At 36.5% G+C, this 16,667-nt stretch carries 15 protein-coding genes; 9 read left to right on the top strand and 6 right to left on the bottom strand.

Features of this window, described 5'->3' with window-relative positions; all coding sequences use genetic code 11:
• Positions 1-41: 41 nt before the first annotated feature.
• Genes I600_RS07580 through radC form a run of 5 tightly spaced genes read right to left on the bottom strand, consistent with a single transcriptional unit; the run spans position 42 to position 4,752 of the window.
• Positions 42-1,484, bottom strand: coding sequence for a DUF5723 family protein (locus I600_RS07580; protein WP_058103841.1), 1,443 nt, complete (start codon positions 1,482-1,484; stop codon positions 42-44).
• On the bottom strand, positions 1,481-2,026 hold the full coding sequence (locus I600_RS07585; RefSeq protein ID WP_058103842.1) for a hypothetical protein: 546 nt from the start codon (positions 2,024-2,026) through the stop codon (positions 1,481-1,483). Before I600_RS07585 ends, I600_RS07580 begins: the two co-directional genes overlap by 4 nt.
• A gap of 49 nt (positions 2,027-2,075) precedes the next feature.
• Complete coding sequence (locus I600_RS07590) at positions 2,076-2,765, bottom strand: YjjG family noncanonical pyrimidine nucleotidase (RefSeq protein WP_058103843.1); 690 nt, start codon at positions 2,763-2,765, stop codon at positions 2,076-2,078.
• Positions 2,752-4,053 carry a polysaccharide deacetylase family protein gene (locus I600_RS07595; RefSeq protein ID WP_058103844.1) on the bottom strand — a complete coding sequence of 434 codons (1,302 nt, stop codon included), beginning with the start codon at positions 4,051-4,053 and terminating at the stop codon, positions 2,752-2,754. The genes I600_RS07590 and I600_RS07595 overlap by 14 nt, the downstream gene beginning before the upstream one ends.
• Positions 4,054-4,752, bottom strand: coding sequence for a RadC family protein (gene radC / locus I600_RS07600; RefSeq protein ID WP_058103845.1), 699 nt, complete (start codon positions 4,750-4,752; stop codon positions 4,054-4,056).
• Between the two features lie 57 nt (positions 4,753-4,809).
• Between radC and I600_RS07605 the strand changes: the two genes are divergently transcribed.
• Positions 4,810-5,253: a DUF1569 domain-containing protein gene (locus I600_RS07605; protein WP_058103846.1), complete on the top strand. Its 444-nt coding sequence runs from the start codon at positions 4,810-4,812 to the stop codon at positions 5,251-5,253.
• A 100-nt stretch (positions 5,254-5,353) separates the two neighbouring features.
• Here the strand turns inward: I600_RS07605 and I600_RS07610 are convergent, their stop codons facing one another.
• Positions 5,354-6,709, bottom strand: coding sequence for a UDP-N-acetylmuramate--L-alanine ligase (locus I600_RS07610; RefSeq protein ID WP_058103847.1), 1,356 nt, complete (start codon positions 6,707-6,709; stop codon positions 5,354-5,356).
• A gap of 253 nt (positions 6,710-6,962) precedes the next feature.
• On the opposite strand from I600_RS07610, the gene I600_RS07615 reads away from it, so the two are divergent.
• The 8 genes from I600_RS07615 (at position 6,963) to I600_RS07650 (ending at position 16,586) form a co-directional block, all read left to right on the top strand.
• Complete coding sequence (locus I600_RS07615; RefSeq protein WP_058103848.1) at positions 6,963-9,815, top strand: gliding motility-associated C-terminal domain-containing protein; 2,853 nt, start codon at positions 6,963-6,965, stop codon at positions 9,813-9,815.
• 3 nt (positions 9,816-9,818) lie between these two features.
• Positions 9,819-10,772: a PorP/SprF family type IX secretion system membrane protein gene (locus I600_RS07620; protein ID WP_082642910.1), complete on the top strand. Its 954-nt coding sequence runs from the start codon at positions 9,819-9,821 to the stop codon at positions 10,770-10,772.
• A gap of 1 nt (position 10,773) precedes the next feature.
• Complete coding sequence (locus I600_RS07625; RefSeq protein ID WP_167342535.1) at positions 10,774-12,948, top strand: OmpA family protein; 2,175 nt, start codon at positions 10,774-10,776, stop codon at positions 12,946-12,948.
• Positions 12,949-13,035: 87 nt separating this feature from the next.
• On the top strand, positions 13,036-13,353 hold the full coding sequence (locus I600_RS07630; protein ID WP_058103851.1) for a cupin domain-containing protein: 318 nt from the start codon (positions 13,036-13,038) through the stop codon (positions 13,351-13,353).
• Positions 13,354-13,377: 24 nt separating this feature from the next.
• Entirely contained in the window at positions 13,378-14,163 is a 786-nt protein-coding gene (locus I600_RS07635) for an SDR family oxidoreductase (RefSeq protein WP_058103852.1), read from the top strand.
• 170 nt (positions 14,164-14,333) lie between these two features.
• Positions 14,334-15,518: a YHYH protein gene (locus I600_RS07640; RefSeq protein WP_058103853.1), complete on the top strand. Its 1,185-nt coding sequence runs from the start codon at positions 14,334-14,336 to the stop codon at positions 15,516-15,518.
• Between the two features lie 106 nt (positions 15,519-15,624).
• Complete coding sequence (locus tag I600_RS07645; RefSeq protein ID WP_058103854.1) at positions 15,625-16,101, top strand: Crp/Fnr family transcriptional regulator; 477 nt, start codon at positions 15,625-15,627, stop codon at positions 16,099-16,101.
• 50 nt (positions 16,102-16,151) lie between these two features.
• The gene (locus I600_RS07650) at positions 16,152-16,586 is read left to right on the top strand and encodes a DoxX family protein (protein ID WP_201796619.1); all 435 of its coding nucleotides are present in this window, start codon (positions 16,152-16,154) and stop codon (positions 16,584-16,586) included.
• Positions 16,587-16,667: the final 81 nt, after the last annotated feature.

The following is a 16,667-nucleotide window of genomic DNA, read 5'->3' on the forward strand; positions in this document are numbered from 1 at the left end:
AAAAGCATGCCAAAAAAATAAAATAGAGCTAAGAAGATGTACTATTTTCCACTACCCCATGAAATTATATTTAAACCGAACTGAAAAGAGGCATAGTTACTATCGGCTATATTATTATAAGATAATAAGTTGTCTGCCATTATGTAAAAATTAACGGGTCCGGCCTGTAGATTCATCCCTAAGCCTAAATTGGTATAACTAAATTTATCTACAGTATAAGTACCCTTAAATGCCAAAATATTACCTATTCTACGTGTATAAAACCCAGTTAAAGCCATTTGTGGTCCCCTTGGCCTATTGATCATATAGAATTGTCCCCCAAAAGAATTTCTATACTTTGTTCTCAATTCTCCTCCACCAGAAGATCCCGCCGTACAATCACAATTCTGCAGTCCACTATTGCCAACAGGTTCTCCAAAATCATTTCTAATAGAAGCATATAGCTTTGTTGGTCTAAAATTGATATAGTTTTTAGTATTTGTATCAAATGGCACAGCAGCTTCAACTTCATCTACCAAATCTTGCCAAAAATCCCTATCCAGACTGGCAAAATTTTCTAAAATATCTATCTCTATACCTTCAACAGTGGTATTTCCTTCTAAACTGTAACTTTTAGGATCACTAGAATGGTATATAAAACCTAAATCCAACAAACTGCCTGTTACCGTAGTTCTTTCACTCAAATGGTAAGTAAACCCAACATCAATTCCTACACCTAAGTCTCCACCAAAAAGCGCCCTATTTATAATTTCATTGGTAAGTAAATCATCATCGCTTGCATTATCCAAATCTTGAAAACCAGAGGTCTGTAAAAGCAGATCGGCATTTAAGGTTGATGATATAATATTATTCTGACCTTCTATGTTTCTTAAGGACCCACTGTTATGCGTTGAACTGTAATCCACAATACCAGAATAAATTTTTCCCCTAGCACCTATGGTTAAATAACGGTCTACCTTTTTGTTTATCCCAAAATGTAAAACGTTTACCAAAGACCCACGGGTTTTTAGGTCTCCTAAATTATAACGTCTCCCTAGCTGCCCTGCATTGCCGTCAAAAACTAAAAAAGCGTAGTCTTGGGGCCAGTAAGTAATATTATCCATTTCCAAATACCCTCCAAAAGAATAGAAGTAATTAGGATTTCTACCTCTAAAACCGCCCGTAAGATATTCTAATTGAACTGTTGTGCTAAACTCATCTCTTGGACCAAGACTATTTAAGGCACGCTCCCTAAATTTTACATTAATGTCCAAACCATCATCTGCAAAGAGGTCATGAACAGAAATACCGTTAGACCCAAAATTACCGGAAATACCGGATAGCAAGGGTACACCTGCAAACCATTTAAAATCTGATTCAACACCAGGGTTTAAGGAAAGTGATTGAGGTATTTCGTTAAAATCATAGAGCAGTTGTTTATTTTGAGCTCTGACACCCACTACAAAACAAATAGCAATAACAAAAAGGCAATGGTTGAATCTCATTGCAGTTCTAATGTAAATTGTGCACTAGAACGAAGCTCTATTGCCGAGTCCGGAATATCGGATTCACTGTTATTATCCCCTAAATTAACAGCGGTCAATCTTATTTTAGATGTTGTTCTAATGATATCCAAACTTTTACCTGTTGGGCCGTATGCCACATCTCTGCTTAAAACAGAAGTTGGTGCCGGATCCATACTAAACACTTCGGTATCTATAACATTTTCATTTACATCTAAAAATTCGAGTCTTATTTCAATAGGTTTACTTGTTGTATTTTCCAGCTCATAGGTTAACACACCGGATATTACCCTCTCAGTAAAAAAAGGTTCTTCAAATGCATCAAAATTAAAATCTTGGGTAAAAAAATTGAGTCCGGATACTCTATTGATCAAAGTCTCTTGAGCCTTAACGTAAAAAATACTAGCTTCATAACTAGGAACAATGGCCAGCTCATCTATTTGATCAAAGTCTTGATTTTCAGAACAAGAGGTTAATATCAGGAAACCTAATAATAGCATATAAATAGTGCGTAACCCTTTCATCGACCCTACGAAGTTTAAAATAAGACAGAAATCTGTACTATTAGTAACTCTATAAAAACGATTTTATTTCTTCCAAATCATAAATAATAGGTGACAGATCATGCTTTTTTTCTTTATGCGCATTAAAATGAATGGTATAAAAACCTAAAGTTTTTGCCCCCATGATATCCGCCTCTAGACTATCTCCGATCATAATTGAACATTCAGGTGTGGCACCTGCCTTTTTTAAAGCTAAATTGAAAATGATAGGATTTGGTTTTTTGACTCCCGCCATCTCAGAATCTATAATTTGATCAAAAAAATCATAAATCCCAGAATTTCTTAGTTTCCTTTCTTGTACCTCTTGAAAGCCATTGGTAATGATATGTAGCTTATACTTAGGTCGTAAATAGTTCAATACCTCAATAGTATTAGGAAACAAAGCATTAAATGAAGACAGGTGATTAATGTATTCTTCGGATAATAAATGAATGACCTCATCAGAAGCCGGGTAATCCAATTCATCGAAAACAGATTTTAATCTTTGGTAGCGTAATTCTGCTTTGGTTATCTTCTCTTCACGGAAAAGTCTCCAAAACTTGAGATTAGCAGGTACATAAACTGCTAAAAAATCATGCAGTTCTATATCGATATTTTGCTCGTTAAAAATTTTCTGAAATGTATTTGCAGAGTTCTTGTCAAAATCCCAAAGGGTATGATCTAGATCAAAGAAAACATTGGTAACCTTATTGTGGAACATATTGTTGTTTGATTATTTCGGCATATAAAGACATCCAATCCCTATCTTCTTTATTGCCTAAGACCTCATTAGAGAACATTGTTATAAGCGTACCATTTACTTTACGTACCTCATTAGTCAAAGCTTTTACCTGACTTAAAATATCGTTGTCCTTTTTAATTTTTGATAATGAAATATCATGTATAGCAAACGGATGTATTTTTATTGGCTGCTTTACCTCTAATGGTATATCGTAAAACTGAAATGCCGTGCACGTTCCGGCCCTAAACCCAAGTTCAAAGGTATATCCCATGGTATAATCATTTGTAAACTCGGCTGCAATTAAATTACGATAGGTTTGTGGCACATCTACCCTATTATATCTCATTTTAGAATTGTTAACTGGTCTATTTATGACCTCTTCCAAATTTGCCTTTTCTTTCTTCAACAGCTCTAAATCCGAAAATGAACTATAACTCGCCGCCATGGAAACGGGCACATAATCTGCCACATACTTTATAAGCGACTTAAATTTCATACTATTGGTAGAAACATTTTTATCGTACTTGGAATAATCTGCAAATTGAAAAAAGAAATTACATTTTACCTTATATCTTTTATGTAAATCTATGAGCTCTGCATAATTGTCATAAGGATCTTTTTGTCTGTTCAATCCTACCGCAATACGCTCGTAAACACGTTTAAATTTCAACGTCCCCAAATCCATCAACATACCCACCAAACCACGTACAACGCCCCGGTTTGCATAACAATGCGATGTAGCTACATCTATAACGGATATAAAGTCATAAGATTTGTGTTTAAATTCCAAATCTTCAAAACGTTCCTTTAGTGCTTCTAATAATTTATAAGCCCAAATATCAACAACTGGTTTTAAAAGAAAACCATTCTGGTAGGCTACACTATCTTTTGGAGAAAATCTGCCATGAATATCCTTTACGTGTGGCAAATACTCTTCATACCTAGAAAGCATAAAAAAACTGGCAGCAAAAATATCGAAAGGTAAAGTACTTTTATCACCCGTCTGAAAAAAGCAAGGTGTACCTTCCCAATCACCAATGTTCAATTGAACATCGTTAATGCCTTGCTCAAACAACAGTTCATTACTACGAACAAAAAATTCATTCTGTAAGGGCTGTTTTGTATACGTGATTTTTGCCCCCGTATGTTTAATAAAATCTTCGACTTTGGTGGTGAAATCAATCTCAATACCCAAAATACCCACAAAGATATGCCTCATAACATAGGTAAGGCGCGGTGTTATTTTATGTGTGTAGATCAATAACATTTATAGCATATTTTCATCTGCAAAGCTATAGTAACTTTTTTGGGTAATGATCAAATGGTCCAACACTTTAATATCTAAAGTTTCACTGGCCGTTTTAATCTTTTGGGTAATCTGTTTATCTGCTGCGCTAGGTCTCAAAGTGCCCGATGGGTGGTTATGCGCTAATATTATAGCAACCGCACCTAACTCTAACGCCTGTTTCATTACAATTCTCACATCTACTAGGGTACCTGTTATACCACCTTTACTCAATTGAGCCTTATGTAACACTTTATTGGAATTGTTGAGAAAAAGAATCCAGAATTCTTCATGTTCCAATTCTCCCAACATGGGATGTAAAATATGGTAAGCGTCTTTACTACTACCTATTTTCTCAATTTTAGGAGCATCTTCACCCCTTCTTCTTCTACCTACCTCTAAAGCTGCCGCAATGCTTACTGCTTTGGCTTCGCCAATACCTTTGAAAGCCATTAACTGCTTTATGGACAATCTACCCAATTCATTTAAATTGTTATCCACCGATGCCAAAATACGTTTTGAAAGCTCAACTGCGCTTTCTGATCTACTACCCGAACCTATCAAAATAGCGATCAATTCTGCATCGGACAAAACAGCACGGCCTTTGTTGACCAGCTTTTCTCTTGGCTTATCATCATCTGACCAATTTTTTATGGAGAACGAAACGGATTTATCCTGCATTGGCTAAAGATACAGAACAAATTATTTTATGCTAAATTTATACATCAAATTAAAATCATGAAATCCTTATTAACAAAAGAAGCTTACGAAGAAATTAATCAAAGAATTGATCTTCTAACCCAAAACTCAGAAAAAGGATGGGGTAAAATGAGCGTTGGTCAAATGTGTTGGCACTGTCAATACCCACTGCAACTGGCTATAAAAAACAAACCTAACAATTCAAAAGGAAATTGGTTCATAAAGACTTTCTTCAAAAAATCATTGTACAATGACAAACCGTGGAGAAAAAATATGCCTACAGCTCCACAATTAAAAGCTAAGGAAGATAAAGACTTTGAAACGGAGCATAAACTATTAAAAAAATTAGTGAGCGATTTTTATGCCGTAAGAGACAGAGAAGAATGGCACCCACACCCAGCTTTTGGTACTTTTACAAAAGAACAGTGGGGTCAAGTTCAATACAAACACCTTGACCATCATTTAAAGCAGTTTGGAGTATAACTTGGTTGTTGAATAGAAACAAAATCAAGTTCAAAAAGACTTCATACTTTGTTCTCTTTACCCTTTACCCTTTACTCTATTCCAACTTTGTACTTCCACCTTAACTCAACAACCCGTGCAATTTGTTTAAATCGAATCCGCCATAATTACCTGAACTCATTAATAACAGCGTATTATCCTTGTAAGATTGTGTTTCTAAATAATCATGAAATGATTTGGCGTCCGTAAAGATTTTTAAATCGTTGCGTTGAAATGCTTCTGATATTTGATCAGCGGTCACCGCCTCTAATTTCTTTATGGCCACAGATTCTGGCAAGAAGAAAATGACCGCTTCATCTGCAGCATCTAAGGCGCCCTTATATTCCTTTAAAAATTCTGGATTAAAACTGCTGTAAGTATGTAATTCCAAACAAGCTGTCAGTTTTCTATTTGGGTATTGTTCTTTAACTGCTCTGGTAGTTGCCGCAACTTTACTTGGTGAATGTGCAAAATCTTTATACGCTATACTGGTTGCTCCTTCTGCAATTTTCTCCAATCTTTTAGATGCGCCTTTAAAAGTAGCTATGGCCTCATAAAAATCTTCCTCATCTACTCCCATATTCTGGCAAATCCATTTTGCCCCCGCTAAGTTGCTTAAATTATGTTTACCAAAAACCTCAATTGGCATTGGTCCCTCATTAGTTTCTAAAAGGGTTTCTCCGTCTTCTACAGTATATTCTGGTGTGGAATATGGTAATTTTCTAATGGCATTTTCAGAGGACTCTACTACATCTGTTACAGTATCATCTTCAACATTATAAGTAATAGAACCACCGTTTACAATACTATCTACAAATATTTTAAACTGCTCTACATAATTTTCAAAAGTTGGAAATACATTAATATGATCCCAGGCAATTCCACTTAGTAAAGCAATATTAGGTTGATACAGATGAAATTTAGGTCGCCTATCTATTGGAGATGACAGGTATTCATCGCCTTCTAAAACGATAAAATCATTATCCTCTGTTAAATGCACCATGCGATCAAAACCATCTAATTGTGCACCTACCATATAATCCACATCAATATCATGAAAATTAAGTACATGCAAGATCATTGAGGTAATAGTGGTTTTACCATGACTACCACCAATTACTACCCTAGTTTTATTTTTAGATTGTTCATATAAAAATTCAGGATAAGAATAAATGGTAATTCCTAAATCTTGGGCTTTCAACAATTCAGGATTATCTGCTTTTGCATGCATACCAAGTACAATTGCATCTAGATCCGTTTTGATTTTTTCAGGAAACCAACCAAATTCATCAGGTAATAATCCCTTGGCATCCAATCTAGATTTAGAAGGTTCAAAAATGACATCATCACTTCCTGTAATAATGTATCCTTTATGTTCCAAGGCCAACGCTAAGTTATGCATGGCACTTCCTCCTATCGCAATAAAATGTATTCGCATTCCAAAATTTTAGGTGGCAAAGATACGTATTGTCCAATTAAATCTATGGAATACCTACAAGCTAAGGTCAACGGTTACATGTGAAAAGTGTGATTGCATATCGATGAAATACACATAATTTTAACACTTTCTAACAATTTTAGTAGTATTCACCTTACATTTTAAGTGTTTTACAACAAATAATTTCCTACATATATGAACAAAAATACCTTAGCAGTTATCAAAAACATATTCAGCAACCAACCCCCTGTGAATGAATAACCTAAAATTCAAGCTCTTAACATTTCTGTTTTTCTTGACCGGCATTCTAAGCCAAGTTCAAGCTCAATGCGCCGGTGAAAATGCAACTGTTGAAGTTTGTGAGAAAGACGCTGACGTTGCTAATCGTAATTTTGATTTATTTTCTAGATTAGGTGGCACACCTACTTCTGGTGGTACATGGGCAACCAACAACCCCGAAAATTTTTATGCCCTAAACCAAAATACGGGTATCGTAGACCTTTGGCGAATTAATAATTATGGCACCCATTCTTTTGTTTACACCAATGCGGATTGTAACCAAAGTGCAACGCTAACCATTGTTCTTGGAGGATACCCCGGCGAAGATAATATAGATGGTAGCGCTAATGCGTGTGGTGATGACAGTAGTGTAAACTTACATGGTTTTCTAGGCAGTAATGTAGACGGTAAAGTACAAGATTTTAATGGCTTGTGGGAAGAAGACCCTGCAACTTTTACCGGTCAATTAAATGAAAATTTATTCAATGCAAGAGAAGCAGGACCCGGAATATACAATTTTACGTATACGGTACCTGATGTAAATGGTTGTTCAGGAAGAACCTCAACAGTAATATTAGAGGTGCATCCACCACCAAATGCAGGTACGGCTCCCGTTCTAACCTTTTGTGCAGGAGATGATCTATCGGCTTACACCGCATTTGATCTTAGCGAACATTTAATAGGCGAAGACCCTAACGGCACCTGGACAGAAAATGGAACCAACCAATTAAGTGACCTTAATGATACTATCATTAATATTGAAGAAATATATAACAATTTTGGATATGGAGATTTTACCTTCAATTACACCGTTTTCCCCAGCCATCCGGTTTGTGAAAAAAGAGTGTCTGAAGTAAGCATAAGAATATTACCAATATTAGATGGCACAATTGCTGCCGATGATATCTGTGTAGGGGAAAGCTATGTTGTTGAACTAGCTTATGACAATACGCTTTTACACAATGGCGATTTTATACTACAGTATCTCGTTAACAATGACGTAGGTGAATCGCCAACAACTTTGATTGACGGCAATGGAAGTTTTGTAATTGACCAAGGTTTGGTGCCTCTAAATGAAGAGGTTTCCTTAGAAGTTATTGGTATAAGAAGTGTAACGCCTCCCCGAGATGTTTGCCCAAGAGTTATAGTACCACCTACCACTTTTTTAGTAACAAGTTCAGATATTACTGCTGAAAATATATGCATACAGACAGAAAATACCATTCAAATTATTGAAATTCTTGATGCAGACGGCAATTTTGCAACTGGCAACTTCTCTACGACGTACGCATTGACAACTCCTGATGGAAGTACCACAAGTTCTCCAACATTTGAGCTTGAATTCACCAATGGTAATGCCTCATTTATAGTGCCTGAGAGTAATTTCACTTTGGACGGGGAATACACTATTAGACCTACTATTTCAGGCATTTACGCAACAAGTTGCCCATTGGTAGATACTTTTACAGTTACCCCTTTACCCAACGCCATTCAACTGGACCTCATTGTAGATAACAGTTGTGATGCAACACAAATAGATGTTTTGGTAGATGCACCAACGCTACCCAATGGCACATATACGATAACCTATGATGTTACCGAATTAGGTTCCAACACCGTACTAACCACGAATACGATCAACTTTACAGGTGGTACTGCCGCCTATCAAATAGACGTTGATGCCTTACCTACCGGTAATTATACCGCAAGTGTACGCAGTATTCAAAACGATACCACCCCTTGCCGATTGGACTTTGAGTTCGAAGAGACCGAAAATTTTTCCCGCGGAGGTGTTCCAGATGCCCCACAAGCCATTGCCAACCAGATATTCTGTACTAGCGAATATCCTGATGGAGCCACATTAATAGATATTGAGGTTACAGCAGATGGAGATGTATTGTTCTATGATACCGAAACGGACAATAACATTCTGCCCATTTCCACGGCACTGGTAGATGGTGAAGATTATTATGTGACCAATAGTGATCCACTCACCAATTGCGAAGGTACCGATCGGGTTCAAATTACGGTAAGCTTTAGTAATCCCGATGCCCCAACGGCAAGTACGGTTAATCCGCTATTTTGTGCGGAAACGAATGCGACCCTTTCCAACATATCTATTGATATTACCGCAGGTAGTTCTATTGCTTGGTTTGATGCCGCTACCGGTGGAAGTGAATTAGCAACATCAACTATTTTGGTTGACAATCAATCTTACTTTGCAGCCACTAACAGTAACGGTTGTAACAGTTCCGATCGTTTAGAAATAATCCCTACAGTGATTACTGTTACCCCAACATCTTTAACTTCAGATATGTTACAGGTCTGTGGACTGGATAATCCGACCGTAACAGACTTAAGATCATTAGAAAATGAAGCCGACTATGAAGTACGTTGGTTTATTACCGAAAACGGCGGTTCGCCACTACAAGATGACGACTCGTTACTAGAAAATACCACGTACTACGCAGAAAATTATGATCCACTTACCGGATGCTCTGCTGCAACAAGGGTTCCAGTTACCATAGATTTCAGTGATTGTGACCCCGAAAATTATGATTTTTTCATCCCGGACGGATTCTCACCGAATGCCGATGGCAAAAACGATACTTTCTTTATTCCTAATATAGAAACCATATTCCCCAATTTCACATTAGAAATATTGAACAGGTACGGCTCCACATTATTTAAAGGTGATATTTCCAATCCTGCCTGGGATGGTAGCAACAGATCGTCAACAGCACCTAACGGGGTATATTTCTACATTATTAACTATAACAAAGGTAATGCCGCACCTATTCAAGGGCGTCTATACTTAAACAGATAACCCATGCACAAAAAAATTACAAACACAACTTGGGGCATCTGCATAGTTATGCTTCTGTTTTTAATAAAACTGCAAGGTCAACAAGATCCGCAATATACCCAATACATGTACAACATGAACGTGGTAAACCCTGCATATACCACCAATGAACCAGGAATGCTGAATTTTGGTACGTTATACAGGACCCAATGGGAAAATGCGGTAGGCGCACCAAAAACCCTAACCTTCTTTGCCCATGCACCGCTATCTAAAAAAATTGAAATGGGCACCTCTATAATATCAGATGATATAGGAGACGGATCTTTAAAGGAAAACAATATCTATGTAGATTTTGCCTACATTTTGAAACTCGATGAAAAGAGCAATTTAAGCTTAGGATTAAAAGGAGGTATTACCACATTTGAAACCAATTTCAATGGTTTTAGGTTACCAGAAGTACAAGATGATCCAGCATTCAATGAAAACCTTAATAATACCTACCCTAATATTGGCATTGGAGCTTTTTATAATCGTGACAAGTTTTATGCCGGTCTGTCCATACCCAATTTACTAACATCTAAACATATTGAAAATAAAGATGGTATTACACGTTTGGGCGCAGAAGCGATTCATCTTTTTGGAATGGCCGGTTATGTGTTTGACGCAAATTCCAATTTAAAATTTAAACCATCTATTTTAACAAAAATGGTATCCGGCGCACCTGTAACAGCAGATTTTTCGTTCAACGCGCTGTTCAATCACCGTTTAGAAGGAGGAATTTCTTATAGAACAGATGACTCAGTAAGTGTCATGTTCAATATTTCCATAATACCCTCACTACGTATAGGTTATGCTTATGACTATACCTTATCAAATTTAGGGGCATTCAATAATGGCTCACATGAAATATTTGTATTGTTCAACTTAGACCTTTGGGGACTTAAAAAGGGCTATGATAAATCTCCTAGATTCTACTAATATGAAAAAAATACAATTATACTTCATCATTTGTATCGGCATTTTTCAAACAGCTTGGTCTCAACAAGACTTAAAACGTGCCAATGATCTGTTTACCAAAGCCCACTACGCAGATGCCATTTCCTTGTACGAAGCTGCCCTGCCCAATAATAAAAATAGTGAGGTTATTAAAAATTTGGCAGATAGCTACTACCATACCTTTGACCTTAAGGCTGCTGCACGTTGGTACCGTTACTTAATTTCAAATTATGGTGAAAAGGTTAACGAGCAGTATTATTTTAAGCTAAGCCAGTCATTAAAAGCTATTGGCGAATATGAAGAAGCAAATAATGTTCTGACCGATTTTTACACCAAGGAAAGCAAGCTAGAACATCTAGAGAAGTTAAAACAAGATATTGCATATCTAGAAAATGTAAGTGCCATTGGTGATCGCTTTACCATTGAAAACAGTAATTTAAATACTACGACATCAGAATTTGGGGCAATGCAAATTGGCAATGCTATTTGGTATACCGCAACACAGAAAAAAAACAATCAAAAAACCTATAGGTGGAATAATCAAAATTATTTGGATATCTACACCCATGCCATTGACAAGGAACATTTAGGGGATAGCATTAGTATAAGTTTATCCAATACGATAAATACCAAATTACATGAAGGATCTTTTACTGTCAATCCTGATGGAAAAACCATGTACTTTACCCGCAACAATTATAAGAATGGAAAACGAAAGACAAATGATGAAAAGGTTTCAAATTTAAAGATTTACAGTGCTCAATTATTGGACGGGGAATGGAAAAATATTACTGAATTACCTTTTAACAGTGATGACTTTTCAAATGAACACCCTGCTATTAATAAAGAAGGTTCCAAGTTATTTTTCTCTTCGGACAGACCTGGCGGTTATGGTTCTTTTGATATTTACGTTGTGAATCTGCAGGATGATAATTCATTTAGCACACCAGTTAATTTAGGCAGTATTATTAATACGGATAAGAAAGAACAGTTTCCCTTTATTGCCAGTGATGGCACCCTCTACTTTTCATCTAACGGGCACCCGGGTTTTGGGCTTTTAGATGTATTTATATCTATAAACGAAAAGGGTATTTTTCAAAAACCTGACAACTTAGGCTTACCCGTAAATAGTGGTTATGATGATTTTGCATATATTCTAAATGGTGATGGCAATTCTGGCTATTTTGCGAGCAATAGACCTACAGGTAAAGGAAGCGATGACATCTATAGTTTTAAAGAAACCAAAGAATTAAAGATAGAGGACTGCCAGCAATTTATTACGGGCATTATAACCGACCGCACTACCCTACAGCCTTTAATAGATGTTACCGTTGATTTATTGGATAGCGAAAATCAGATCATTGAATCCCGCATTACAGCAGAGGACGGTGCGTTCAAATTCAATATTGACTGTGAGGCTATGTATACCGTAAAAGCTTCAAAAGCTGAATATGAAGGTAATTCAAAAAATATTGGTAGTTCAAAGAAAAGAAATGCCGAACATGATGCATCAATGGATCTTTACTCCGTTCATGAAAAGCAAAAGGCAGCCGCTTTGGCTCTGCAAAAGAAACAAGAAGCTGAAAAATTACGTGCGGAACAATTGGCAATCAAAAAATTAGAAGATGAGAAAAAAGCCCAATTAATGGCAGAAAAACAAGCCAAGGAAAAAGCTGAACGCTTGGAGCAAGAGAGAATCATTGAAAAAGCAAAAACAGAAAAAGCCTTGGTGAAGAAAATTGAAGATGCCATAAAGACCGAAGAAGCTTTGGTCAAAGAAACCGACCGAACAATTATAAAAACAGAAGAAATTCATTTTGATTATAGTCTTTGGTATTTAAGAAGAGAATCTCGAGAACGCTTACAGACGGTGATTGAAGTAATGAAAGAAAACCCAGGCATTATAATTGAAATTGGCACGCATACAGATATTAGGGGAAATAGCATATACAATAAAGACCTATCTCAAAAACGCGCAGATTCTGCAAGGGATTATTTAGTTAAAAATGGTATTGCATCTGCCAGGATAGTATCTAAAGGTTACGGCGAATCAAAACCCATTGTGGTTTGCGCCACTGAAAGCGCGTGCTCAGAAGAAGATCATGAATGGAACCGAAGATGCGAATTTGTGGTTATAGGATGGGACTATACCCAATAGTCATAATTAAAATCTGATCCAATTTTTCAATTCCAACATTTACAATTGAAATTGATTCATGTATCTTTAAGTGCTAAAACTTAAATTATGAATCTAAACCTTGCAGATATCAAACCTGTAGAAATAATGCCAGGATTTCATGGTAAATTAATTCATACAGACCAAATAAGCATGGCATTTTGGGAGGTTAAAAAAGGAGCCGAAGTAACCAGTCATTCTCATATGAACGAGCAAATTATGCATGTTATGGAAGGTGAATTTCAGTTTACATTAGAGGGAGATACAAAAGTCTGCCAACCAGGCGATATCGTAATAATACCCCCAAATAAACTCCACAGTGGCAAGGCATTGACAGACTGTAAATTAATGGATATTTTTTGCCCCACAAGAGAAGAATATCGTTGATAATCCACTCATTTTTGAATTCCAATGAACATATCCTTAAAACATAAAAAAGCTTTAGTTGGTGGTAGCAGTGCTGGTATAGGCAAAGCTATTGCACAACAATTGGCAGCTAGCGGCGCGAGTGTTACCTTAATGTCTCACAGCGAAGAAAAATTACACCACATAGTTACACAACTACCTGCAGACCAAGGACAACAGCACCAATATCTTGCGGTAGACTTCAATAATTTTAAAGATTACAAGAAAGTAATCGGTACATATTTTGAGAACAATACGGTTGATATATTGGTAAACAATACCCAAGGACCTGCCTCCGGAAGTGCTACCGAAAAAAACATTGACGATTACCAAAATGCCTTTGACCTATTGTTCAAAACCGTCGTTTATACAACGGAATTGGCTTTGAAATCAATGAGGAGCAATAATTGGGGGCGGGTTATCAATGTGGCTTCAGTTTCTGTAAAGGAACCTTTGGCATACCTGGCATTGTCCAACTCCATAAGAGCAGCGGTTGTCACTTGGGCAAAAACCTTGGCTACAGATGTTGGCAAACATCATATTACGGTAAATAGTGTATTAACAGGATACTTCAATACCAAACGGATTGCACAGTTAAACGCTAAAAAAGCGGAGCAACTTGGTATTGATCAAATTGAAGTTCTTAAAGAAATGGAATCAAGGGTAGCCGTAAAACGAATTGGAGAACCAGAAGAATATGGTTATCTGGTAGCATTTTTAGCATCTAATGAGGCGGCATATATTACCGGTACCAATATCCCTATAGATGGCGGACTTTTAAAATCCCTGTAAATATTATATAGGTAGCATTTAGAAGATTTTTATCTAAACATCATACTTGTTAGCATAGCTATTTTCTTTAAAACACCTCACCCATATTGTAGCACATTAAAAAACCTTATCTTCCTACTAGGTAATACGTATTGTGACCTCTAAATACATACATTAAATTAAGCAAATAGATGAAGAAAATAGTACTTACAATGTTCGCCCTTACTCTCATATTTTCTTGCAAAACAAATCAAGAAAATAAAGAACGACAGCAACCGGATGGCGAAAGACCAACTTCTTCTCAGTTAATTTCAGAAATGGATGCCGATAAAGATGGAAAATTATCTATGGATGAAGTTAAAGGACCAATTGCCAATGACTTTGAAAACATAGACAGTGATAACGATAATTTCATCTCGCTTGAAGAACTTGACAAAGCAGAAAAAACCCGAGAGAACAGACCTCCTAGGCAAGAAGAAAGCATTGCTGATTTATCAAATGAAATTGAAACTTCCGCAAAGGTAGTACCTGTTAACACAAATTATTTTATAACCGAAAATATTATTGGCGAAATTCAAGAGAAAACAGTAGAACTTAATGGTATTGAAACCTTATGCTATATCATTAAAACCCACTCTCAGGCAACGGAGCATCAAATGGGTCCTTGGTGCCCAAGGCATATAAGCGATGGAATGGAGAAAGCTGGAATTTGGTTCAAAGATGATAAAGTTTACGATGTATCAGGACACTTTATTGCCAATCTAGACGAATTTTATAGTGATGACAAATGGTTGCTTTACAGAGAAGACGGCACCATAAAAGTTACTGAAACTGAAGAAGCTTGCTTAGCCGCCGCCAAACCAGAAGTAGATGAAGATTACCACAACTATTGTGTGGAGTGCTTACCGGAGTACTTTAAAGACCAAGTGACAACTTTTGTTATACCCGTAACACCAACTTATTTAAAATCGGTTCAGAATTTTGGTCGAGGAGGAATAGGAATAGCTTTTAACGGCGTAAACTATGATCCACCTGCACCTACTCACGCTATATTGGCAGCACATACCATTGCACCTTTAGATGATCATGGCGGGCATGTAAATCCGCATGGCGGTTACCACTATCATGCCGTCACGGGATCAACTAAGGAAGTTGAACAAACAGATATTCACGCACCCCTGTTGGGTTATGCAATTGACGGTTTCGGTATTTATGCGCTAGAGGATGAAAAAGGAAATAAGCCCAACGATTTGGATGAATGCGGCGGACATTTTGATGATATTAGAGGATATCATTATCATGCAGGTGAACCAGGTGGAAATCAAATTATAAAATGCCTACACGGATTACCAGGATATACAGAAATAAAAGAATAATAGTTTAGATTAGATTTCAGTTGTAGCATTTAATTTTTAGCGCAAAGAAATTTAATTACTTCAGTACTCGTGGTTTTACATATCCTCTTTGAATAAACTTTAAGAATTGAAGAAAGTACACGTAAAAAAAGGAACAGTTCTACAGCGTAAAGGGGATTTAAGCTCTAAAGTATATCTAGTTGAGAGCGGTTTACTACGCAGCTACACTATTGATGGTAAAGGAAAAGAGCATATTTACATGTTTGGACCAGAGAATTGGATAGTAGCGGACAATTGTCAACTAAATGAACCTTGCCAACTATTTATAGATGCCATTGAAAACTCAATAATCAACATAACCACCAAAGAAGAGTTGCTAAAATCAAGTCCCGATTTAAAAGCTTTGGCTAAACGATTAAGGGTAATGCAAAATAGAATTATCATGTTAATGAGTTCCAATGCAAAAGAAAGATATGAGCATTTTATTACAACCTATCCAAATGTTACACAAAGAGTTCCTTTAAAAATGATTGCCTCATACTTAGGTATTACACCTGAAGCTTTAAGTCGTGTTAGGCATCAACTTTCCCAAAAAAACGGCTAATATAATTTCTTGATGTACATCAATGCATAGGCTATTAAAACCTATGACATTTGCTGAAAACCAATACAGAAATTAAAATGACCCAACAAAAGAACAACAAGGCATTGAATATAGGATTATGGATTGCCCAAGGATTATTAGCTGTTATGTTTATAATGGCAGGTGTTATGAAAGCCACCCAGCCAATAGAAGAATTAGCTGTATCATTACCATGGGTTGCCTCATCACCCGTAAGTCTAATTCGTTTTATTGGTATAAGTGAACTCCTAGGTGGATTAGGGTTATTGATTCCCGGTATTTTTCGTTTTAAACCATTTCTAACTATTTGGGCAGCTTTAGGTTTGGCTATAATTATGGTTTTAGCTGCTATATTTCACGCATCTAAAGGTGAATATTCTGCTATAATCACAAACATCTTAATCATGGGCATTGCCTTATTCATAGCTTGGGGCAGAAGTAAAAAAGCTCCCATACTGTCAAAATAAATACATGTACCATATTTGCTTAGATCACAGAAGCAGATTTAAATGAATGGTCATATTGCTATTATAAAGAACTACAAAATA

This window comes from Maribacter dokdonensis DSW-8, assembly GCF_001447995.1.
In the GTDB taxonomy this organism is placed as follows: domain Bacteria; phylum Bacteroidota; class Bacteroidia; order Flavobacteriales; family Flavobacteriaceae; genus Maribacter; species Maribacter dokdonensis.